The following is a 22,177-nucleotide window of genomic DNA, read 5'->3' on the forward strand; positions in this document are numbered from 1 at the left end:
GACGCTCGTAAAAAGAGCGTATGACTACCACACACCCCACCACCGAAACCGGCTGGCCCGTCTCCGGACTGTTCCTCGAAGCACTCGCCAACCGCGACTTCAGCGCACTATCGGCCTGTCTCGCCCCGGATGTCCACTTCCGCGGTCTGATACCGCCCGGTCCCTTCGACGCCGAGGGCGCCGACGCGACCGAAGCCCGCTTCCGCCAATGGTTCGGCGGCGGCGACACCTTCGAAGTCCTGGATGCCTCCGCCGGCCGACTCGGGGCAAAACTCTACCTGCGCTGGCGAATTCGCATGTGTGATGCCGACGGCGCGGCGCGGGTGGCCGAACAGCATGTATTCGCCACCGCCACCGACCGCATCGATTCCCTCGACCTACTGTGCTCGGGCTGGAATCCCGAGTCGATGCCGTGACAGCGGGCTGTCTCGAATTCGAACTGTTCGCGGCCGGCGACGGCACTGTCGTCGGCCGCACCGGCCTGCTATCGGAGCGAGTGCCGTTCGATCTGGGTCTGCACGGCGGTGCCGTTGATATCCAGGTAGAGCAGGCGCTCGGTGATGGAAAGGGTGACATTGTTGCGCCGCTGGATGGCGGGAACCGCGGACTCGATGAATCCGGGGTCGAAGCTGTAGAGGGGTATCTCCGTCCCCTGGTGGATTCGTTTCGCAGGAAGCTGCGAGAGCACCTTGGCCGGATCGTGGTGGGTGTAGATGGCCACCCGCCCGGCCAGTTTGCTGCCGCGGTGCACGCGGTCCACATCGGGCGCCCCGACCTCGATCCAGGCGGTGACGCTCGTGGTGAGGTCCCGCACGACTACCGCCGGTTCCTTGGTCGCGGAAATGCCGCCTTCGCTGAAGGCAATTCCCTCCTCGTATTCGAGGCAGTAGGCCAGAACCCGAGTCAGCATGTATTCGGCGGTCTCGGACGGGTGGCGCGCGACCCGCAAATCCAAATCTACGTAGACGCCGCGATCGACGTCGGCCAGTTGGACGGCGAAGGTGTGCAATGTTGCGCTCAGGGCCATGGAGCAGCAGCTTAGTTAACCCCGCCGCGCGCGCCGACACGCGCACTCAAAGGAGTTGCGGGCTAGCTGTTCCCGCAGGTGGCAACCTTTCGGCTGTGACCGAATCGCTGACGATGGCTGCGATCGAGAATCTTTCGCAGACGGTGAACTCCTATGCGGCCGCAGCCGCGGGAGTACCGCTACCGCACGTGACATGGATGTGGGATTGCTGCGGCCGGTTCGCCTCACACGCGACCGGAACCGCCGAATTCTGCGGGACAATTCATCCCGATATACCGGAAATCGAGGCGAACGCCCAACTGATGAAGTGGGCCATGGCTTTGCAGATGGTGGATGCCACCACGGACCGGGAGGCCGCCGGCGGGCGGCGCGCATTCACCGGCATCGTCGGAGACTCCCGCATCCGGCTGACCGCCGTAGTCGAATCCGCGTGCCCCGCAACCGAAACCCAGCCCCTGATGATCATCTCCTGACCCACCGACACCGGCCACGACAGCCGTAACGGCTGAAACAGAGCCCCGTAGTTGGCATGTAGCCCATGCCATCCGCGGGGCTCGATCATTTCTTTCCGGCCATCGCTATTTCTGCATGGAATGCACCGAACCGTCGGTGCGGGCGTGCTGGTGCTCGATCAAAATGACTGCAGCGCCTGCCAATAGGCACAGCGCGCTGATCAGCGACCAGGTGATCGTCCAGCCGTCGAAGCCGTCGGTGGCCGCGGTCAGGCTCGATCCGAGAATGATGATGCCGCACAGCAGAAGTGCGAGACCGGAACAGTGAACAGAATCCAGAAGGGACTCTCCGGGTCGAGTGCTGGTCTCCGGAAAGTTGGCTTGGTGACTCATCGAGGGGATCTCCTTCGGATAGCCGTGCTCCCCAACCCCTCGGGGGTGCCCGGCCCGCGACCGGGCCAAACCGGCCTCCGCGCGCCGCGAACGCGCGAGTCGTCACCGCTCCCCGCCGGCTAACCGCGAGTTATCCAGGCGATCAGATCGGATTCGACCTCGTCCCGATTGGTCTCATTGAGAATCTCGTGCCGGGCTCCGGCGTACACGCGGTAGGTGAGGTCAGTCAGGCCGGCCCGCCGATAGCGCTCGACCAGCAGATTGCTCAGGCGCAGACCGTCATTGAGCGGATCACGGTCCCCGACCATGACGTAGAGCGGCAGATCACTCGGCACGGTGGCAGGGGCCGACAGACGCTCGGACGCCACCGCCGCCAGCAGCGCCATATTCGCCGCATCGATGTCGAACCCGCACCACGGATGCGCGATATAGGCATCCACCTGGGATTCGTCGCGGCTGAGCCAGTCCGCGGTGGTGCGGGTGGGCTGGAAGGCCGCATTGAACAGCCCGAGCAGATCCCCCTCGGCCGCAGCGATATTCACGAAGAGCTCGTCCACCGCTGTGGTGCCGCACAATACGACGTCATCGACCAGCGCGGAATGGTCGAGAATGTACTGCTGGACAGCGAACGAACCGAGGCTGTGGCCGAAGAGCACCAGCGGCACCCCGGGGTGTTTGCCGCGCAGCAGACCGGTGAGGGTGACCAGGTCTTCGACCAGCAGGTTCCAGCCGTTCACACCCAGCTCCCCCGGGACGCCGGCCATGCTGTGCCCGTGGCCGCGATGATCGCCGGCGTAGACCGCATAACCCAGGGCCGCAAGACGTTCGGCGAGATGGCCGTAGCGTGCGGCGTACTCCCCCATCCCGTGCGCGATCTGGACGATGCCGACCGGCTCGGTGTCCGGGAGCCATGCCCGCACGTGGATATCGACGCCGTCACTACTGGTGAAGGTGAACACTGCCCGCTCCTGTGAGTCCATGTGCGGACGATCGTCGCACCGCAACGGGCCCCGGCCCATGGATGCACGGACAACAGCACCGGTGGCCGATTGTTCTCGGCGACAAACACACCCGCAGTAACCTGGTCCGATGCAGCGAAGCAAGCCATCGGAAGCAGTCATCGAGCTGGCCGCCGCACTGCTCGACCGCATCGACGCTCTCGGGCTGGCGCTGGCCCATCGGTTCCAGCAGGAACTGGAGTCCTATCGCAATGAGGCGCAGGTCCCGTTCGCGTCGATCCGCACCTCGTGCACCCGGAACCTGACCCTGATGATCGAGCACTTCACCTCCACGGCGCCGGTCGATCCGGAGCCGCCGAAGGAGACCGGCCGGCTGCGCGCCCAGCAGGGCGTGCCGCTGGCCGAAACCCTGCACGCCTTCCGGCTCGGCTTCGAATTCCTCTGGTCCGAAATGGTTTCCGAGGCCCGCCGCCATCCCGGGGTGAGTGACGCGGTGCTGGTTTCGCTGGCCGCCGAGGTGTGGGCGCTCGCGGGCGAGTACTCGGTGGCGGTGGCCACGTCGTACCGGGAGAAGTCCTCGGAGCTCCTGCTGCAGCGCGAGCACGAGCGATCGGTTCTGGTCGAGGCGCTGTTCACCGGTGTGATCGCCGATCCGACCACGCTGGGCGAGGCGACCCGCATTCTCGGACTGCCGGTCAGCGCCCGCTTCCTGGTCGCCGCCGCGGATGTCCCCGCACCAGGCCGAGAAGCCTTGCCCGGCATCGAATCCGCCCTGCGCGCGCACCGGATCACCTCCGCGTGGCGGCTGCTGCCCGATCAGCAGATCGGGGTGCTGGCCGTGCCTGCCGACAGCGAGGCGGCGGTCCTGAAAACCTTGCGCAAATATCGGACCCGCGTCGGTATCAGCCCGCCGTACGAATCCCTGCCCGAGACCCCGCAGGCGCTGCACTTCGCACGCCTGGCCCTGACAGGCCTGCGCGGACGCATCGGCGTCGCTCGTTTCGACGACAATCCCCTGGCCATGCTGATCGCCGCCGCACCGGTCGAGGCCGAGCGCATGGCGCGCGTGCAACTCGGTCCGCTGTTGCGGCTCCCGTTCGACGAGCGGCGCCGGCTCCTGGAAACCCTCGAGAACTGGTATGCCGCAGGCGGATCCGCCGCCGCTACCGCGACCCGGATGTACCTGCACGCCAATACCGTTCGCTACCGCCTGCGCCGCGTGGAAGAACTGACCCAGCGCTCCCTGACCGACCCGGCGACCGTCACCGAATTCGGCACGGCGCTGCAGGCACTCGCGCTATTGGAAATCACAAACATCCCTTGAATTCCTTGACCCCGCCGAAATCGTGTGCCGACACTGGGGGCTATGTCGTTGACCACGAGGTTCACTGAGACCTTCGGAATCGAGAGTCCGATCGCGCTCGCTCCCATGGGCGGTGCGGCCGGCGGCGCGCTGGCGGCGGCGGTATCCAATGGCGGCGGGCTGGGCATGGTCGGCGGCGGCCGCGGCGATCACGACTGGCTGGGCCAGGACCTGCGGCTCGTCGCCGAATCGACCGATAAGCCCTGGGGCATCGGGTTTCTCGCGTGGGCGGTGGATATCAGCACCATCGAGAAGGTTCTGGAGCATCACCCCGCCGCGGTCATGTTCTCCTTCGGCGATCCGGCTCCGTTCGTACAGCGGGTACGCAGAGCGGGCATCCCGGTACTGGTGCAGGTCACCGATCTCGACGAGGCGAAGCACGCACTCGATCTGGGCGTCGACCTGCTGATCGCGCAGGGCGGCGAGGCGGGCGGGCACGGCCGGGCGGGCTGGTCCACCATGTCGTTCGTGCCGACCGTCGTCGACCTCGCCGAGAGCACACCGGTCCTGGCCGCGGGCGGTATCGCCGACGGTCGCGGGGTCGCGGCCGCCCTGGCGCTCGGAGCCGCGGGGGCGCTCATCGGAACCCGATTCCAGGCCAGTCTCGAAGCGCGCGTCCCCGCCGAGGTCGTCAAGGCGCTGATCGATGCCGGCGGCGGCGATACCGAGCGCAGCCGGATCACCGATATCCTGCGCGGCGCGGATTGGCCGCCGCAATATTCGGCCCGAACCGTGCGCACCGAGGATGTCGATCGCTGGCGCGGCCGCGAGGACGAGTTGGTGCACAATCTCGACGCCCAGCGGGCCTATCGCACCGGCGCCCCGCACGGAAACGGCCTGGTCGCGCCCGTATGGGCAGGTCAGTCTGTAGATCTGGTCACCGATGCGCCCTCGGCCGCGGAACTGGTCGAACGACTCACGATCGAGGCCGAACGCGCGCTGACTCGCGTAACCACCGGATGACGGCGAACTGGGCCGAAACCACCGTAGAGTGACAGGTGTGGCGGCCGCACTCTTGACCCAGGGCCAGGCCGGCGAGCTCGGTCTCGCCGAACTCGTCGTTACCGTATTCCACAGTGCCCGCGTCGATTTGGCGGCACTCCTACTGACTGCCCGGGGGCGGGTGCGCAGTGACGAGGACCTCGTCTTCTACAACCAGCCCGCCGGTCCGGGGGTGCGCCTGATTCCGGGCCAGACCTCGCTCGCGATCAATCTGCGCGAGATTCCGGCCGATATCGGGTTCATTCGCATCGTGCTGGCGCTCGATGACCGCAATGCGCACTTCAACGATTACCCGCCGCCGCATCTCACCATCGCGGACGCGCAGGCAAACCCGTTGTACGAGTACGTCATCGAGGGGCTCGGCCCGGAGTCGACGCTCGTGGCGCTCGATCTCGATCGCACGGGCGACGGCTGGCAGACCCGGGCGGTCGGGCACGGTTATGCCAGTGGGTTCGCCGCGCTGGTGGCCGCGCACGCCGTATCGATCGGCAGTACCTCCCAACCCGCCCAGTCCACCGAGCCCGCCTGGTCCGCGGTTTTGCAGCCCGGCCAGGATGTCGCGCTGCGCACGCACGGCGGCAAGGAATTGGCGAATGTGAAGCTGGCGCTGGGCTGGGATCCGGTCCATGTGCAGAGCCGCTGGGGATCGCGCCCGGCGGAGATCGACCTCGATGCCTCGGCGCTGGTCTTCGCCGGCAACGATCTCATCGACGCCGCCTTCTACGGCCAGCTGTCCACCCGCGACGGCGCGATTCGGCACTCCGGTGACAATCTCACCGGTGAGGGCAAGGGTGACAACGAGGTCATCACCGTCGACCTCACCCGCCTGCCCATGCGCGCGACCGCGATCGTCTTCGTGATCACCTCCTACGCCGGGCACACCTTCGAACGGGTCCGCAATGCCTTCTGGCGGCTCATCGACGGCAGCAGCAGTGCCGAGCTCACCCGCGCCAATCTCAGCGCGGGCGGGCCGCACACCGGCATGGTGGTGGCCAAGGTGCATCGGCAGGACGGCGTCTGGAAGATCCAGTCCCTGGGCCAGCCGATCCAGGCCGGTCACCCCATCGAAGCCGTCACCCAGGTCGTCCCGTTCCTCTGATCGGCGCGGAATCTTTACGGGCCACGGCCCGCACCGGCCGATATCGTTGGTCTGGTGATCTCATTCCGTATCGAAGCGATCGCAACGCTCGGGGCCGACGGCGTCCCGGCGTACAGCGCCACCGAGGTCTGGGTCGGCTCGGCGATCGTCCTGCTGATCGTGCTGGCGGTGGTGATCGCCCTGCTGCGACCGAGCCTGCATCGCGGTGCCAGCCCGAGCCGGCGCTCCCAATTGCGCCGCTCCCGCCGCCCGCAGGCGTGAGGATTATCCGCGACCGAGCTGAACTGCCTTCACCAGCAACAGGACTGCGCCCACCACGAGGTAGCCGCGCAGGGCGAGCATGCCGAGTTTTGTTCCGGCAGACCAGGTCACCGGTTCCAGCAGCGCCAGCGGCGGCATGCGCCAACTGTCCTTCTCGCTCGCGCTGATCACCGGCACCACGGATGCGGGCGGCAGCGGCGACCGGCGGCGCTGCCATTTCAGCGCACCCATGGAGACGACAGCGAGCACGACCATGGCGACCGCCAGATACTCCGCGGTGGCGACCACATCGATATCCGGGAACAGCGTGGTCAGCATGAGAATGCCCGACAGCAGCAGCAGGACCGCGACGATGACGACCGCGACGATATTGAGCCAGGCACGATTCACCCACGGCCCCAGCACCTGTGGGTCATTGCAGAGCAGCAGCAGGAAGACGCTCGCACTGGGCAGCAGCAGTCCGGCCAGCGCCTGCACAGCGGTGGTGATCAGGCCCAGCGGCGCGCCCGGGATCAGCACAATGCCCGCGGCGAGGGCGACCATCGCGATATAGGAGACGTAGAACTGCTTGGCGTCCTTGAACCCTCGATGCAGCGAGTGCTTGATGCCGAATACATCGCCGAAGGCGTAGCTGGTCGCCAGGGTGACCGCGGCCGCGCCGATAATGGACGCGTCCAGCAGCACGATCGCGAAGATCGATCCCAGTTTCCCGTCCACATCGCCGAGCAGGTGCGCGATATCGCCGGCATCGATGAACTTGCCGACGGAATCGGTTGCGCGAGCGGCATAGTCGGCCGTCATCAGCACCGCCGCCGCACCGATCACCACGACGAAGGCGCCCAGGGTGGTGTCGGCGCGCTCGTAGCCGATAAAGCGCGGGGTGATGCGCTTGTCGACGATATTGGACTGCTGGAAGAACAGCTGCCACGGCGCCACGGTGGTGCCCACAATGGCGATGACCAGCAGCACCGCATCCGAGGTGAACCCGCCCGAAACGCCCGGCACCACCAAATCGTGTGCGGCGCGGCTCCAATCGGGATGTGAGAGCAGCAGCATCGGAATCTGCAGCAGCGTAATCGCGATGAAGGCGAACATGGCTCGCTCCCAGCGCCGGAAGCTGCCGCTGGCCATGATCACGATGAGCGCCACCGCGGCGGTGGGCACCACAATGTATTTCGAGATGCCGATGTAGTCCGCGGCCAGTGAGACGCCGATGAATTCGGTGACGATGGTCAGGAAGTTCAGAATGAACAGGTCGCCGACGGAGAACCAGCCCCAGCCGCGGCCGAAGCGCTCATTGATCAGGCGTGCGTGCCCGACGCCGGTGACCGCACCGAGCCGAACCACCATCTCCTGGTTGACGATCAGCACCGGAATCAACAGCAGCAGCACCCAGAGCAGGCTGTAACCGTAGTTCTGGCCGGCCTGCGCATAGGTGGCGACACCACCGGCGTCATTGTCACCGACCATGACGATCAGGCCGGGGCCGACAATCGCCAGCATGGTCAGCATCCGAGTGCGCATATCGCGCGGACGATCGCTGTCGGACAGCTTGATTCGGCCCAGTGCGCCTTCGATATCACCCAGATGCGCGGTATCGAGCACGGCCGACTGCCGGGGCGGGGCGACCATAGGAGCATCGGGTTCGACCGATGCCGTGGTCGCATGCGCGACCGCGGTGGTCGTCACAGACGCGCCTGTACCCGCTGCTCCCGGCGCAGCAGCTGTTACCGGCGCGGGTGCTGCCGGTACGTCCGCGTGGTCGACGGGTGGTCCGGTGTTTTCGGTTGTGGCAGAGAGTCTTTCGTCATTGCTGCTCATGATCGCGCGGGACCGCCGGTCCCGCTGCCGGCGTTCTCCGCCGTGAGCGGTCCCGATTCCCGGGCCGGGCGGGGCGCGGGCTCGCGGCGGCGCCAGTCCTCGGGAATGGTCGCCTCGAGAATATCGTCGACGGTCACCACACCCAGGACATGATCGTCCTGGTCGACGACCGGAATGGTGTAGAGGTTGTAGTCGGCCATGAGCAGCGCGACATCGGTGAGATCGGCCTCCGGTCCGACCCGCACCGGATCGGAATCCATGAGGTCGGCGACCAGGCTTCCAGGCGGGGCCTGCAGCAGCGCGACAAGTGAGATCACACCGACCAGCCGCCCGGATTCGGCGAGTACGTGCATCTTCAGCAGCGCCTCCGGCTGCAGCGTTACCGCCGACGCGATGACCGAGACCGCCTGTGCCGCAGTCGCATCGGTCCCACAGGACACGATGTCCACATTCATGAGGCCACCCGCACTGGCGGGGTTGAAGCCCATGAGCGTAATGACCTTGGTCCGCTGTCCGGCGGGCATCAGATCCAGTACGCGCCGGCGCCGGGACTGCCGCAGATCCATGACCGCGTCGGCCGCATCGTCGGCGCGCATTCGGCCGAGCAGTGCGGCGACATCGGCATCGCTCTTGTCATTGAGCAGCCGGCTGGCCTTGTCCGGATCCAATTCCTCGAAGACATCGGCCTCCAGCTCCGGATCACTGTGCACCCGATCCAGAATCTCGCCCTGCTCGCGCTTATCGGCGTCCTCGAGCAGATCGGCGAGCTGGGCCGGTTTCAGGCCGCTGACCCGCCCGCTGACGCGCACCGTCATGGACTGACTGTGCCCGATGAGCGGTTCGAACGCCTTCCAATCCCGCGAGGCATGCCCCGACGAGGTCTTGAGCAGGCCGAAAAACCGGGCGGGACGGCGGGTGTCGAGCCGCGCCAGCACCCAGCCGGAGCCGGTGTCGTCCAATTCGACGTCGTAGGCCCGGACCAATTCGGCCGCGGCCACATCGATGAGCCGGTGGCCGAGAATATCGGCGCGCAGCAGCACCTCACCCTCGCGGCGTTCGAAGCCGGTGAGGTTGACCTTGTTGCGCGTCAAGGTGATTCGATCCGCCGTGAACTCGGCAATATGGTCGGCCGAGACGAACACGTGCCGCCCGCCCACTCCGACCACAACTCCGGATACCGGCGGATAGGCATCGCCGCCGGGCAGCCGGACGATCAGATCCTCGACGCGGCCGATCGACTCCCCGGACTCGGAGATCACCGGTGACTTCAGCAGTTGCGACAGATGAATCGTCGCCACCGCCGCTTCGGAGGGTGCGGGCGTGGACTCTGTCATGTGCACTCCTGATCGGTGGCCGGATACCGGCCGGTCGTTGCACACCATGCACCACGACCAGCACTTCCAGTTGATCTGGGCCTGAACATAACGCGGCCGGGACCCGAACGCCGCACATCGAGGCCGGACGGCAATGTGGCGGTGACCGGAATCCGGCCACCGCCACACGCTATGGGTTGTGCAGGCGCGCTATGGGTTGTTCAGGCGCCCGGGGTGGCGGCCGGAGCCGGCGGGGTGTTCAGATCGTTGAAGAACTGGAACAGCGCCACGGTCGCGACGGGTCCGCCGACGAAGATGGTGCCGGCCACAATGCCGATAGCGGCGCCGGCCGCACCGGTGACCAGGCAACCACCGAGGAAGCCCGGAATGGTCAGGGTGCCGATGCTGATCGCCGTCGCGCCCAGGGCCACCGCGGTGCCGCCCGCGATGCAGCCGATGCCCGCGCCGACCACGGTGCCGATGAGGCTGCCGAGCGCCACGCCGACGGAGACCTCGTTGGTCAGGTTGCTGAGCGCCTGGTTGAAGTTGGCGTTCGCGGTGGCGTCGACCTCCTTGATGACCGGAGCGCTGGGGGCGATCGGCTGACCGGCGGCCGGATCGGTGTTCGGGGTCAGGGTGGCGGTATTGCCGTCGATCTGCGCCGCGATCGGGAAGGACTTACCGTCGCGCTGGTAGCTCAGCGGCACGGTGGCCACGGCCGCGCCGGTGCCGTCGACGATCTGGACCTGGTTGTCCTTGACCGCCAGCGAGCCCGCATCGGTGGCGATGACGACCGAGTGATCGACGATATTCGCCTTGTAGTGGATGCCCGGCGCGATATCCGTGGTGACCGAGTTGTTGCTCGACGCATTCGGCTCTGCGTAGGCCGTGTTCGCGGTGACAGCGGTGATCGACAGTGCGGCGATCGCGATGGTGGCGGTCGCAGCGATATTGCGGAACTTCATCAAGTTTCTTTCTGCAGGCGTGACTGATCCGCTTGCCGATGAAACGCGAATCGGCAAGCTGCACAGGATGTTTGCTTTCCGGCAACCTCCGCCTCGCGAAATGTTTGCCGGCGCCAATCATGAGTGGAGGATTCTGGAGATGTCAATCCCCGATCCGCAATAGTGACGCGCACCGCAATTCCGACTTCGACCTCAAAGATGTTGGGTCGTAAAAGAAACGGAGCAGGCCGTCAAAGTTCCGTAAGGGAATTCGAACCGGCCGGTCAGAACTTGATAATAGGCAGTGGTCAACCAGCAAAGTCGCTCTTCAACCGAGGCCACAATGGACGAAATCGAACGCCAGATACAGCTCTCCGCATTCCAAGTCCAATGGTCCCCGCCGGACGCGGCATTCGTCGCGCGCTCCTCGCAGTACCCAGGAGTCGTCTGCGCGGACGAAGGATCCTCACTCGCGGCGATCGACGGCCTGATCGAGACCATCCGGCATCGCGTGCTGGCCGGGTAGCAGATCGGGTGAACCTCGCGATCAGTGCGCCAGTTTCAGCCCGACCACGCCGCCGACGATCATCACCAGCAACACCATTTTCAGCGCAGAGGCGCTCTCGGCGCCCGTGGCCATCGAGTAGCCCACCGTCAGCACGGCGCCGATGCCCACCCACACCGCATACGAGGTGCCGATGGGCAGCGTCCGCATCGCATAGGCCAGCCCGCCCATGGACAGCAACAACGCGCCGGCGAACAGGGCAGTCGGTGCGAGTTTCGTGAACCCTTCGGATTTACCGAGCGCTGTGGCCCAAACCGCTTCGAGCACACCGGAAATCGCGAGAACCAACCAGGCCATGACAGATATTCCTTTCAGGAAATACCGTCTTTGCGCTGCCTGGGTACGGTTCCGATCGTCCAGTGGGTCGCAGACCGCGACTCGCCATCGACCATACCCAATCAGCCCGCGCCCGGGTGGAGATTCTCCTCACCATCCGCCCATAACCCCTGCTAGAGGGCGGTGCCGCCGCTGGCATCGAGGGTCTGGCCGGTGATCCAGCGGGCGTCGTCGCCGACCAGGAAGGCGACGATATCGGCGATATCCGCGGGGCGGCCGATGCGGCCGAGTGCGACATTGGCGGCGGCCTCACGCTGTCCGTCCGGGTTGTCGATGAGCCAGGCGTTCATATCGGTGAGGACGTAGCCGGGGGCTACGGCATTGACGGTGATGCCGCGCGAGCCGAGGGCCTGGGCGAGCACGCGGGTGAAGCTGTCGATCGCGCCCTTGGTCATGGTGTAGGCCAGGATGTCCGGGATCGCGATCCGGGTGACGGCCGAGGACAGATTGACCACGCGACCGCCCTCGCGCAGCCGGTCCAGAATGCCCTGCACCAGGAAGAACGGCGCGCGGACATTGGTGGCGAAGAGGGTGTCGAATTCGGCGGGTGTCATGGCATCGACACCCTTCATCACGGTGATGCCCGCATTGTTGATCAGGATGTCCAGGCCCGCGGGCGCACCGAGACCGAGGAAGCCTTCGTCCACCTCGTTCAGCAGTGCCGCGAAGTCGGCGGAGCCCAGATCACCACCGACCGCGAACGCGCGCCCGCCCTCCGACTCGATGCCCGCGACCACTTCTTTCGCCGCTGCCTCGTCCCGGCCGAAATGCACTGCCACGAGCACACCTTCGCGGGCCAAGCGCTCGGCGACGGCACGGCCGATGCCCTTGCTCGCCCCGGTCACCAGGGCTGTTTTCCTTCTCTGCGTTCCGGTTTCGCTCATGAAGACCATTCAACGGACACGATCATCCGGTGTCCGGCGGGATTCGGGCACGGCGTTCGCGATACAGTCAGCCGCCGCACCGCAGCCCACTGAAGGAAGACCGAAACTTGCCTATCGCCACTCTCAATGGAATCCGGCTCAGCTACGAAGTGACCGGTACCGGCCCACTGGTCTTGCTGATCATGGGCACCGGGAGTCCCGGACGCGTCTGGCGGACCTATCAGGTTCCGGCCTTGGTGAAGGCCGGTTTCCGCGTCGCCACCATGGACAACCGCGGCATCGCGCCCTCGGACGAATCCGCCGCGGGCATCCGCATCGAGGATCTTGTCGCCGATACCGCCGCGCTCATCGAACATCTCGGTGGCGGGCCCGCCCACCTCGTCGGCACCTCGATGGGCGCCCGAGTGGCGCAGGAGCTTTCGCTCGCGCGACCGGAGCTGGTCGGCAAGGCCGTCCTGCTGGCCACCACCGGCCGCCCGCATCCGGTGTCGCAGATGCTCAATCGCGGCGAGCAGGCGCTGCAGGATCAGGGCATCACACTGCCCGCGGAATACTCCGCGGCGATCAAGGCGATCCTGAACTTCTCGCCGCACACCCTGCACGATCCGAACCGCGCCCAGGAATGGCTCGACATTCTCGAATACGGCGCGGGCACCGCCCCGTCGCCGGGCGTCCGCGCACAGCTGGGTATGGATCGCTCCCGCGACCGGCTCGCCGAATATGCCCGAATCACCGTGCCCACCTTGGTCGTCGGGTTCGCCGACGACCGCATGCTGCCACCGGCCTTCGGCCGTGAGGTCGCCGCGGCCATCCCCCGCGCCCGCTATGTGGAGATCGAAAAGTGCGGGCACTACGGCTATCTGGAGCGTCCGGAGGAAGTCAATCGCGTGGTCATCGACTTCCTCACCGCCGCACCGAAGCTCTGACCGACGCCCTCACGCGCCTTCGGGATCGTTGTCCAGCAGGCGCTTGGGGTGCATGCCGTCGACCTGTCCGATGAACGGCGGATGGATGCTGTAGCCGAGCATGCGGCGAATGTCCTCGTCCACGGTGCGGACGATATCGTGCGGGGTGGAGAGGGTGAAGGCCTCCTGCGGGCGCAGCCAGGGCTCGCAGTACTGCGCGGTGACGGCGAGCCGCGCGGCATCGGTGCGGTTCGCACCGCCGCCGTGCCACAGTGTGCCGACGAAGAAGACGCAGGATCCGGCGCTCATGATGACGGGCTGACGTTCGGCGGACTCGACGGGGAGGATGTCACCCCACTCGTGACTGCCGAGCACGATATCGGTCGCGCCGTTCTCGGCGGTGAAATCGTCTACGGCCCAGATGGTTGCGGCGCTGAGCGCGGCCCGGGGGCGCGGCAGCGGATAGAAGCCGTCATCGGTATGCAGCATCTGCGCCGATTCCCCGGGCAGGATATTGATGACCTGCAGCATGGACAGCAGGTAGTTCGGCATGAGCAGCCGGTCGAGCAGCGCGAGCACCCGTGGATGCGAGGCGATCCGGTCGCAGCTGCGGGTCTTGTTCAGCACACTGTAGATGCGCTGTGTGGCATGGCCTTCGAAATTGTTGCGGCCCTTGAGATTCAGCAATTCCGCCGTGCTGTCGCGAATATCCTGGAGTTCCTCCGGGGTGAGCAGATCCGGCAGGATGACGTAGCCGTCGCGCAGTACCGCGGCCAGATCCGCGTCCACCACGGCGGGATCGACTGTGCTGCCGCTGCTTTCGGTTCGGCGATAGGTTCCGGCGAGATCACCGGAAAGATCGGTTACGGATGACACCTCAGCGCCCACGGCGCACCTCCGAAACATAACTGAGTTCTGTTATGCTCCGCAGCATGGCACGGGCTCCCCTCGGACGTCAACAACTGCTCGACGCCGCGCGCGCGGAATTGGTGGCGGGCAGCGGCACCGTCGATCTCAATGCGCTCAAACGCCGCTCCGGGCTGAGCACCGGCGCGCTGTATCACCATTTCGGCTCCAAAGCCGGTCTGCTGGTGGCGATCTACGAGGAATTCCATGCCGGACTGGTTGCCGCCATTGCCGACGAGACGATCGCCGACTCGATCGGATGGGGCACACGTGAACGCGCCCGCACCCGCAATTTCGTGGCCTACCATTTCGCCGACCCACTCTCGGAACTCCTGCTCGGACCGATCAGCACCGAACCCGAGGTCGCCGAATTGGAGGCCGCCGCACTCGCGCGCATTATCGAATCGGCGGGCCGCAATATCCGCACCGGCCAGCAATCCGGCGAATTGGATCCCGCCATCGATCCGGATCTCGCCGGCGCCTGCGTCATGGGCGCACTGCGCCACGGCATCGCCGAACAACTGCGCCGCCACCCCCGCCCGTCGGTCGACGAGGCCACCGAGGGACTGTGGCGCTTCATCGCCGCCGCGGTCGGCGCCGACCGCCTGTGACAGCGAGTGATCACAAAACCGAAAAGTCGCCACACAAGTATTCGAAAACCACGCGAATCGACCCTGCCGATACAACGGATTATTCGAATTGTGTGTGAAGCTGAGGCGATAGGTCAGCCGTTGATAGACAGGAGAACGCCATGCTCGGTCTCGGCATTATCGGGTGGATCATTATCGGCGGGCTCGCGGGCTGGATCGCGAGCAAGATCATGAAAACCGACGCCCAGCAGGGCATCGTGCTCAATATTGTGGTCGGGGTCGTCGGCGGTCTGGTCGGCGGGTTCCTGCTGAAGATCTTCGGCGTCGACGTCCGCGACGCCGGTCTCTGGTTCAGCTTCTTCACCTGCCTCGCCGGTGCGGTGGTGCTGCTGTTCGTCTACAACCGCGTGGGCGGCCGCCGCTAGCGCTCGCTCCCGACACGCCCCGGCCGGCACTCGGCCGGGGCGTTTTTTGCCGCAGTCAAGCACCACTTCTAACTGTGCCATTGACAACTGGCACATTCATCGGTGACTCTAAAGGCATGACAAGGTCAACGAGGACCTCGGTCCCCGGCGTTCCGGCGGTAGCCTCCGCCCGATCCCGGCTCGCAGCCACGGCATGCGGGATCGGGCTGCGGCCGCTCAATAATGCGGTACCGCTGAACGCACCGGGAGTGTGGTTCGCACGCAAGCTCATCGCGACGATCATGGCCACGGCGGGTCCACCGGTGCCGGGCACGACCGTCGTTCCGGTCAGATCCGGCCCGGTACGCGGCGAATGGGTGTGCGCGCCCGGTGTCGATTCCCGGATCGTCCCCCGTCCCGCCCCGAATGCCACCCGCGCCATCTACTACATCCACGGCAGTGGCTATGTGCTGTGCTCGGCGCGCACGCACCGGGGACTGGCCTCCCAGCTGTCGAAGAAGACCGGGCTGCCGGTGTTCCTGACCGACTACCGCCTCGCCCCCGAGCATCGCTTTCCCGCCGCCGCCGATGACGTCGAGGCCGGATATCGCTGGCTGCTCGAGCAGGGCATCGCCGCGGAAGACCTGGTCATCGCCGGTGATTCGGCGGGCGGGCATCTGGCGCTGGATCTGCTGATCGAGAACGACCGCCATGCCCGGCCGCAGCCGGCGGCGGTGGCGCTGTTCTCCCCGCTGATCGATCTCACCTTCGGCCTGGCCGCCGAACAGGAACGGCGGCGCCGAGATCCGGTCATCTCCGCCCGCATCGCCGCCCGGCTCCCGCACGCCTACACCCGGGACCTACCCGCCGATTCCCCGCGCTTGCACCTGCGGTTGCCGAAGGGAATCACTCTGCCGCCCATGCTGGTTCAGGTCGGTGGCGCCGAAATGCTCAGCGCCGACGCACGGCACCTGCGCGATATGGTCCGTGCCGCCGGAGGCACGTGCGAGCTGGAGATCTGGCCCGGTCAGGTGCACGTCTTCCAGGCACTTCCCCTGCTCGTCCCGGAGGCCGATCCGGCATTGGCGCGTGTCGCCGAATTCCTCGGTGCCGCACTGAATTCCAGCAATACCGCCACGGAGAGAGTGGGCTGACATGTTCGGACTGGAAAAACTCATCCCCCTCAGCATCCGGCCCCGCCGCAGCTACGACGCCCGCGCCGTGGTGACCGGAGCAGGTAGCGGCATCGGCCGGGCCTTCGCGCTCGAAATCGCCGCTCGCGGTGGCCAGGTCATCTGCGCCGATATCGACGAGGTCCGCGCCGCGGAAACCGCCGCGCTCATCGAGTCGAATCATCCGGGCGCCGCACACCCGTTCCGCTGCGATGTCGCCAAGCGCGATGACGTGGAAGTCCTTGCGCGCTTTGCCGAATCGGTCTTCGGCGGCCCGATCACACTGGTGATCAACAATGCCGGCGTCGGCATCGGCGGCAAACATGTCGGCGAGATCGGCTTCGCCGATTGGGAGTGGGCGCTCGGCATCAATCTGTGGGGTGTGGTGCACGGGTGCGAGATCTTCGCACCGCAACTGCGCGCCGCCCGCCGCGGCGGCATCATCAATGTGGCCTCGGCGGCCGGTTTCGCGGCCGCGCCCTCGATGGCGGTCTACAACACCTCCAAGGCGGCGGTCATGTCGCTGTCGGAGACCCTGGCCGCCGAGATGAGCGGGACCGGAGTCGCGGTCACGGTGCTGTGCCCCACCTTCGTCAAGACCAATGTAGCGCGGGACGGCCGCATCACCCAGCAGTCGGCCCGCCTGGCCGACACCCTCATGCGCCTGACCGGCTTCTCCCCCGAGCATGTCGCGCGCACCACCCTCGACGCCCACGATCGCGGCCAGCTGTATGTGCTGCCGCAAGTGGACGCACACGTCGTCTGGCGTCTCAAGCGCTACTTCCCCGCGCAGTACACCTATGCGCTGGGCCTCCTGGATCGGCTACTGCCGCAGGAGCATCCGACCACCCTCGACCGGACCTCGGTCTCCGACAAGACGGGAGTCTGACATGGCGAACGCTATGGATTTCGACGATATGCTGCAGAAGATCAAGGACCGGCAGTGGGCGCTGGCCGATATCGACTGGGATGCGCCGGGCGCGGAAACGATCTCGCCCGAACTGCACGCCAAACTCCAGCCGTTCATGGCCGATCTCATGTGGATCGAGAATGTCGGCGCGCGCGGTTTCGCCGCCATGGCGAAGAAGGCGCCCACCGAGACGCTGCGCGAGATCTACCGCTACTTCCACGCCGAAGAGCAGAAGCACGCCAATGCGGAACTGGCGCTCATGCGGCGCTGGGGCATGCTCGACGGTGACGAGATTCCCGAGCCGAATATCAATGTCAAGCTGGTCATCGACTTCCTGGACAAGTACTCCGACGATATGTCGCTGTCGTTCCTGGGCACCGTGATTCCCATGCTCGAGGTCGCCCTGGACGGTGCGCTCATCAAGTTCATCATGGACGAGATCGAGGATCCCATCTGCCAGGAGGCGTTCAAGAAGATCAATTCCGACGAATCCCGGCACCTCGCAGTCGATTTCGCCGTCATGGATCTGCTCGGGCACGCCGGAATGCGCAAACTGCTCACCGAACTGGTCGGCGGCTGGGTCAAGCCGACCTTCCTCATCGGCGTCCTGAGCTACGTGCCACTGCTGAACAAGATGCGCGACAATATCGTCGAGATGGGCGTCGACGAGGAGAAGCTGTACGCCGCGTTCAAGCGTTACGCCAATGTCGGCGAGCGCAGCGAATTCGCCCGCAGACTGCCCATGTTCCAGATCGTCAAGCGGCACAGCGGCTGGGTGATCAATCGCGAGCACCCGTATCACCTGATGGCCGATGCCCTGGTCAAGGTCTCCGCGCACGTACCGCAGCGGTGGCTGCGCCAGCCCACCTGGTCCAAGGAACTCACCTACGAGCCCGCGGCATGACGAAGGATCCCATGAACACCCAGATACTCGACGTCGCCATTATCGGCGGCGGGTTCGCCGGGATCGGCGCCGCGATTCGCCTGAAGCAGAAGGGGATCGGCGATTTCGCCATCTTCGAACGCGGCGCCTCGATCGGCGGCACCTGGCGCGACAACACCTATCCCGGTGCGGCCTGCGATATCCCGTCGCGGCTGTACTCCTACGGCTTCGCGCCGAATCCGAATTGGTCGCACACCTACTCGGGCAGCAATGAGATCCTCGGCTATATCGAATCGATGGCCACGCAGTTCGGTCTGCACCGGCATTTCCGGTTCGGGCACAACATCACCGGCATCGCCTTCGACGAGGACGCCGGCGTGTGGGATATCTCGGTCGAGGGTCGCGCCGATATCGTCCGGGCCCGCACCGTGGTGCTGGCCTCGGGTCCGCTGGCCAATGCCAGCCTGCCGAAGATCCCAGGCATCGAGGATTACCAGGGGCACAAGATCCACAGCGCCCGCTGGGATCACGACTACGACTTCACCGGTAAGAAGGTCGCGGTCGTCGGCACCGGAGCCAGTGCGGTGCAGATCATTCCGGAACTGGTCGACAAGGCCGCCTCGGTGAAGGTGTTCCAGCGGACGCCGGGCTGGGTGCTGCCGCGCATCAACCGGCAGACCAGCCCGCTGACCAAGGAGCTCTACCGGCGGGTCCCCGCGGCCGAATCCCTGTCGCGCGCAGCATGGTTCTACGGGCACGAGTCGGTCGCGCTCGGTGTCGTGTGGAATACGCCGCTGACCCGGGTCGTGGAAATGGTCGGCCGTGCCCAGCTGCGCCGGCAGGTGAAGGATCCGTGGCTGCGCCGTCAGCTCACCCCGGAGTTCCGCGCCGGCTGCAAGCGGCTGCTGATGACCGACGACTACTACCCGGCTCTGCAGCGTGAGAACTGCAAACTGGTGACGTGGCCGATCGCGCGCATCTCCGAGCGCGGTATCCGCACCGCGGAAGGCATTGAGCACCAGGCTGATTGCATTGTCTTCGCCACCGGCTTCGAGGTGTCCAAGGCCGGGACGCCCATTCCGATCGTGGGCCGGGACGGGCGCGTGCTCGCCACCGAATGGCAGCGCGGCGCGTTCGCCTACAAGAGCATCGCGGTATCCGGCTATCCGAATCTGTTCTTCACCTTCGGCCCGAATTCGGGCCCGGGCCACAATTCGGCGCTGGTGTACATGGAGGCGCAGATCAACTATCTCGTCGAGGCGATCAGCACCGTTCTCGACCGGGATCTGCGCATGCTCGATGTACGCCGGGAACGGCAGGACGAGTACAACGCCGCCATCCAGCGCCGGCTGGACAGCACCACCTGGAATTCGGGCTGCCGCAGCTGGTATCTGACCGAGGACGGGTTCAATGCCACCATGTACCCGGGCTTCGCCACCCAGTACGTCGGTCAGTTGCGCACGGTCGAGCTCGATGACTACCACGTCGTGCCGGTCGGTGCGGAGCGGACGGCGCCACGGATCGTGGTGAATTCGTAGGTGACGGCGGCCGGCGGCCAGGACGATAGACTCGGTCGGTCCAGGACCGTGTGTGTTCCGGCCGCCGGCTCGGCCGGCGCCCCGAGGCGAGGGAGGTGATATCGGTGCCGCAGTACCGGATCGACGACCTCGCTCGCGCCGCGGGCACGACGACCCGCAATGTGCGCGCCTATCAGGAGCGCGGGTTGCTGCCGCCACCGGCCGGAAAGGCCGGGCGCGCAAGCATTTACGACGACACCCATCTGGAACGGCTGCGTCTCATCGACGCACTGCTGCAGCGCGGGTTCACCACCTCGCATATCGGCGACTTCATCACCAGCTGGGAGACCGGCAAGGATCTCAGCGAGGTGCTCGGCCTGCAGCATGCGGTCACCGCCGCCTGGGGCGAGGCCGAAACCTTCGAGGTGCCGCGCGAACTCGTCGGCACCATCCTCGGCGCGGACACCGAGGACGTGCTCGACCAGCTCGCGGATATGAAGCTGGTGCGCATCGAGGGCGACACCGTCACCTTCACCGATACCGCACTGCTCACCTCGTTCGCCGAACTGCACGAGTACGGCCTCGAACTGCGCACTCTCATCGAGATCTACGCGCAGGTCGCCGAGCGGATCGACGACATCACCCAGACCATGATCACCGCGGCCAAACAGCACATCGAACAGGCACACGGCCGCGGCTGGCTGCCGGAGACCAGTAGCGAGATCGCCGACACCACGGCCATGCTCAACAAGATGCGCGAGCTGGCCGTCACCTCGGTGCACTCCACGCTGGCCCGCTCGCTGGATGTCACGCTGCGCCGCGAACTCGGCGATTACCTCGCCAATGCCGCCGAACGCGAGCAAGAGCGTTCGACGGCGGCACCCGAGGTGCGGTCGTAGCGGAGGACCCCTCGACATCCGCCACGACCGGGCCGGCCGGTGCTAGCGGTAGCCGTACTTCTCCCAATTGGCCAGCACGCGCTCCTGGATCTCGGTGGGCCAGCCGTTTTCGAAGCTGCCCTTCACCGGGCGCTTACCCTCCGGGTACAGATCGGCGAGCAGGCAGTTGTAGATGACCTTGCCCGCCATGAAGGTGTGCGACTCCTCTGTGGAGAGATACACCGCGAGCTGATCGGAAACCTTGTGGGCGTAATGGAATTCGCCCCGATCGAGGTCCGGATGCGAGCGGGTGGCGAAGGCCCACACCACCTGTTCCAGATCGGTGATGTCGACATCGTCCTCGACCAGCAGGATCTTGGGCGCATTGACCGACGGCTTACCGGTGAAGATCACCTCGGCGATCTTGTCCACCAGCTCGTGCGAACCCAGCCCGGTCGTCTCGTGCCAATCCTGGCGCACCGACAGCGTCAGCCAGTGCACCGCGGCCTCGTAGTTGTACCAGGCCGAGGCGATCGGCAGTTCCGCCTGACGCAGCAGGTAGAGGATCTCCGCCGCGCTGGTGGTGCCGATGATGGTGTGGTCCTCCTCTACCGGCGGACCGGCGGCGACCACGGGCTGAATCGCGCCGTCGCGGTAGGTGATCGCGCTGACCTTGAAGACCTGCTTCGGGCTGGCCTCGGTGGCGTTGTAGCCGGGGAACTCGTTGAACGGCCCCTCCATGATCGTCTCGTCGAGCAGGATGTGCCCTTCGATCACTATTTCCGCGGTCGCGGGTACCAGCAGGTCGACGGTCTCGGCCGCGACCAGTTCGATGCCCTCACCGAAAAGCGCTCCCAGGTAATGACTTTCGTCCTCGCCCTCGGGGATCGGCATACCGCCGACAAACGGCAGCCCCGGCTCGACGCCGATGGCCAGCGCGATCGGCATGGGTTCGCCGGCCTCGATCCACTTGGAACGAATGATGCCCAGATGCTGCGGCCCCGGAATCAGGCAGGCCAGCGTGTTCTTATCGGCGATCATCATGCGGTTGATCGACCAGTTGGTCCAGGAGCCGTCCGGCGTCTTGACGATATTCATGCCGTAGGTCTGGATGTAGCGGCCGCCGTCGCCGCCGTGGATCAGCGGCGTGGGGAACGCGAACAGATCGATATCGTCGCCGGTCACGATGTTCTGCTTGCACGGCGCATCGGCGGGCCACACCACCACCGGCGCGATGCCCGGCTTGGACCGCGCATCGGCCAGGGCCTCCACGATCTGCTGACCGGTCGCGTCATAGGGCAGACCGACCGCGAGCGCGATCCGCGCCAGCCGGTGCTTCGGGCCACTGAGCGCACCGGGCGCGCCGAGCACCCGGAAACCGCTGTCGCCGTAGCCGGTGATATTGGTGAAAAGCGGTGCGGGAGCGCGCAGATCGTAGGATCGGCGGATCACCGCGCCCAGTTCCAGATTCCAGTCCACCTCGGCGTCGATCTGCTGGATCTCGCCGATGCTCTCCAGCTCCGAAATGAACTCACGCAGGCTGCGCAGGTGCGTCATACAGGGATGTCCTTACTGCCAAATAGCGAACTGACC

The 22,177-nt window shown here is 66.0% G+C and carries 25 protein-coding genes; 15 read left to right on the plus strand and 10 right to left on the minus strand.

From position 1 onward, the window contains the following. Window positions 1-20 precede the first annotated feature (20 nt). Window positions 21-416: a nuclear transport factor 2 family protein gene (locus ABZX86_RS26550; protein WP_355127369.1), complete on the plus strand. Its 396-nt coding sequence runs from the start codon at window positions 21-23 to the stop codon at window positions 414-416. 68 nt (window positions 417-484) lie between these two features. Here the strand turns inward: ABZX86_RS26550 and ABZX86_RS26555 are convergent, their stop codons facing one another. Further along, the gene (locus ABZX86_RS26555) at window positions 485-1,027 is read right to left on the minus strand and encodes a YaeQ family protein (RefSeq protein ID WP_355127370.1); all 543 of its coding nucleotides are present in this window, start codon (window positions 1,025-1,027) and stop codon (window positions 485-487) included. 95 nt (window positions 1,028-1,122) lie between these two features. On the opposite strand from ABZX86_RS26555, the gene ABZX86_RS26560 reads away from it, so the two are divergent. Next, window positions 1,123-1,500 carry a hypothetical protein gene (locus ABZX86_RS26560; protein WP_355127371.1) on the plus strand — a complete coding sequence of 126 codons (378 nt, stop codon included), beginning with the start codon at window positions 1,123-1,125 and terminating at the stop codon, window positions 1,498-1,500. A 105-nt stretch (window positions 1,501-1,605) separates the two neighbouring features. Here the strand turns inward: ABZX86_RS26560 and ABZX86_RS26565 are convergent, their stop codons facing one another. Continuing rightward, the gene (locus ABZX86_RS26565) at window positions 1,606-1,872 is read right to left on the minus strand and encodes a hypothetical protein (RefSeq protein WP_355127372.1); all 267 of its coding nucleotides are present in this window, start codon (window positions 1,870-1,872) and stop codon (window positions 1,606-1,608) included. 119 nt (window positions 1,873-1,991) lie between these two features. After that, on the minus strand, window positions 1,992-2,852 hold the full coding sequence (locus ABZX86_RS26570; protein ID WP_355127373.1) for an alpha/beta hydrolase: 861 nt from the start codon (window positions 2,850-2,852) through the stop codon (window positions 1,992-1,994). Between the two features lie 109 nt (window positions 2,853-2,961). Here ABZX86_RS26570 and ABZX86_RS26575 point away from each other — a divergent pair, with 109 nt between their 5' ends. From ABZX86_RS26575 to ABZX86_RS26590, 4 genes are read left to right on the plus strand one after another with little or no spacing between them, the layout of a single operon-like run. Further along, on the plus strand, window positions 2,962-4,155 hold the full coding sequence (locus ABZX86_RS26575) for a helix-turn-helix domain-containing protein (protein ID WP_355127374.1): 1,194 nt from the start codon (window positions 2,962-2,964) through the stop codon (window positions 4,153-4,155). A 42-nt stretch (window positions 4,156-4,197) separates the two neighbouring features. After that, window positions 4,198-5,157, plus strand: a complete 960-nt coding sequence (locus tag ABZX86_RS26580) for a nitronate monooxygenase (protein ID WP_355127375.1) — start codon at window positions 4,198-4,200, stop codon at window positions 5,155-5,157. A 37-nt stretch (window positions 5,158-5,194) separates the two neighbouring features. After that, on the plus strand, window positions 5,195-6,295 hold the full coding sequence (locus tag ABZX86_RS26585; RefSeq protein ID WP_355127376.1) for a TerD family protein: 1,101 nt from the start codon (window positions 5,195-5,197) through the stop codon (window positions 6,293-6,295). 54 nt (window positions 6,296-6,349) lie between these two features. Next, window positions 6,350-6,556, plus strand: coding sequence for a hypothetical protein (locus tag ABZX86_RS26590; RefSeq protein ID WP_355127377.1), 207 nt, complete (start codon window positions 6,350-6,352; stop codon window positions 6,554-6,556). Between the two features lie 3 nt (window positions 6,557-6,559). On the opposite strand, the gene ABZX86_RS26595 is transcribed toward ABZX86_RS26590, so the two are convergent. The 3 genes from ABZX86_RS26595 to ABZX86_RS26605 form a co-directional block, all read right to left on the minus strand. Next, entirely contained in the window at window positions 6,560-8,188 is a 1,629-nt protein-coding gene (locus ABZX86_RS26595) for a divalent metal cation transporter (protein WP_355127695.1), read from the minus strand. 185 nt (window positions 8,189-8,373) lie between these two features. Further along, complete coding sequence (locus ABZX86_RS26600; RefSeq protein ID WP_355127378.1) at window positions 8,374-9,711, minus strand: CBS domain-containing protein; 1,338 nt, start codon at window positions 9,709-9,711, stop codon at window positions 8,374-8,376. 200 nt (window positions 9,712-9,911) lie between these two features. After that, a complete protein-coding gene (locus tag ABZX86_RS26605; RefSeq protein ID WP_355127379.1) occupies window positions 9,912-10,655 on the minus strand; it encodes a hypothetical protein in 744 nt (247 codons plus the stop codon). A 322-nt stretch (window positions 10,656-10,977) separates the two neighbouring features. Between ABZX86_RS26605 and ABZX86_RS26610 the strand changes: the two genes are divergently transcribed. Beyond that, window positions 10,978-11,160, plus strand: a complete 183-nt coding sequence (locus ABZX86_RS26610; protein ID WP_355127380.1) for a hypothetical protein — start codon at window positions 10,978-10,980, stop codon at window positions 11,158-11,160. A 21-nt stretch (window positions 11,161-11,181) separates the two neighbouring features. Here ABZX86_RS26610 and ABZX86_RS26615 read toward each other — a convergent pair whose 3' ends face one another. Then, complete coding sequence (locus tag ABZX86_RS26615; protein WP_355127381.1) at window positions 11,182-11,496, minus strand: multidrug efflux SMR transporter; 315 nt, start codon at window positions 11,494-11,496, stop codon at window positions 11,182-11,184. A 152-nt stretch (window positions 11,497-11,648) separates the two neighbouring features. Beyond that, window positions 11,649-12,419, minus strand: coding sequence for an SDR family oxidoreductase (locus ABZX86_RS26620; protein ID WP_355127382.1), 771 nt, complete (start codon window positions 12,417-12,419; stop codon window positions 11,649-11,651). A 107-nt stretch (window positions 12,420-12,526) separates the two neighbouring features. On the opposite strand from ABZX86_RS26620, the gene ABZX86_RS26625 reads away from it, so the two are divergent. Then, window positions 12,527-13,345 carry an alpha/beta hydrolase gene (locus ABZX86_RS26625; protein WP_355127383.1) on the plus strand — a complete coding sequence of 273 codons (819 nt, stop codon included), beginning with the start codon at window positions 12,527-12,529 and terminating at the stop codon, window positions 13,343-13,345. A 9-nt stretch (window positions 13,346-13,354) separates the two neighbouring features. Here ABZX86_RS26625 and ABZX86_RS26630 read toward each other — a convergent pair whose 3' ends face one another. Next, window positions 13,355-14,212 (minus strand): phytanoyl-CoA dioxygenase family protein, encoded by an 858-nt coding sequence (locus tag ABZX86_RS26630; protein WP_355127384.1) that lies wholly within the window; start codon window positions 14,210-14,212, stop codon window positions 13,355-13,357. Window positions 14,213-14,256: 44 nt separating this feature from the next. On the opposite strand from ABZX86_RS26630, the gene ABZX86_RS26635 reads away from it, so the two are divergent. The 7 genes from ABZX86_RS26635 to ABZX86_RS26665 all read left to right on the plus strand — a co-directional run bounded on the left by ABZX86_RS26635 (window position 14,257) and on the right by ABZX86_RS26665 (window position 20,605). Then, window positions 14,257-14,841, plus strand: coding sequence for a TetR/AcrR family transcriptional regulator (locus tag ABZX86_RS26635; protein WP_355127385.1), 585 nt, complete (start codon window positions 14,257-14,259; stop codon window positions 14,839-14,841). Window positions 14,842-14,981: 140 nt separating this feature from the next. Next, window positions 14,982-15,245, plus strand: a complete 264-nt coding sequence (locus tag ABZX86_RS26640; RefSeq protein WP_355127386.1) for a GlsB/YeaQ/YmgE family stress response membrane protein — start codon at window positions 14,982-14,984, stop codon at window positions 15,243-15,245. A 116-nt stretch (window positions 15,246-15,361) separates the two neighbouring features. Continuing rightward, on the plus strand, window positions 15,362-16,378 hold the full coding sequence (locus ABZX86_RS26645; RefSeq protein ID WP_355127387.1) for an alpha/beta hydrolase: 1,017 nt from the start codon (window positions 15,362-15,364) through the stop codon (window positions 16,376-16,378). A 1-nt stretch (window position 16,379) separates the two neighbouring features. Then, window positions 16,380-17,285, plus strand: coding sequence for an SDR family NAD(P)-dependent oxidoreductase (locus tag ABZX86_RS26650; RefSeq protein ID WP_355127388.1), 906 nt, complete (start codon window positions 16,380-16,382; stop codon window positions 17,283-17,285). Window position 17,286: 1 nt separating this feature from the next. Continuing rightward, window positions 17,287-18,210 (plus strand): ferritin-like domain-containing protein, encoded by a 924-nt coding sequence (locus ABZX86_RS26655; RefSeq protein ID WP_327146195.1) that lies wholly within the window; start codon window positions 17,287-17,289, stop codon window positions 18,208-18,210. Between the two features lie 11 nt (window positions 18,211-18,221). Next, complete coding sequence (locus ABZX86_RS26660) at window positions 18,222-19,727, plus strand: NAD(P)/FAD-dependent oxidoreductase (protein WP_355127696.1); 1,506 nt, start codon at window positions 18,222-18,224, stop codon at window positions 19,725-19,727. Window positions 19,728-19,831: 104 nt separating this feature from the next. Continuing rightward, window positions 19,832-20,605: a MerR family transcriptional regulator gene (locus ABZX86_RS26665; RefSeq protein ID WP_355127389.1), complete on the plus strand. Its 774-nt coding sequence runs from the start codon at window positions 19,832-19,834 to the stop codon at window positions 20,603-20,605. Window positions 20,606-20,647: 42 nt separating this feature from the next. Here the strand turns inward: ABZX86_RS26665 and ABZX86_RS26670 are convergent, their stop codons facing one another. Next, window positions 20,648-22,141, minus strand: coding sequence for a UbiD family decarboxylase (locus ABZX86_RS26670; protein ID WP_355127390.1), 1,494 nt, complete (start codon window positions 22,139-22,141; stop codon window positions 20,648-20,650). Between the last annotated feature and the right edge of the window lie 36 nt (window positions 22,142-22,177).

It is taken from the genome of Nocardia sp. NPDC006630 (assembly GCF_040611495.1).
Classification (GTDB): Bacteria; Actinomycetota; Actinomycetes; order Mycobacteriales; family Mycobacteriaceae; genus Nocardia.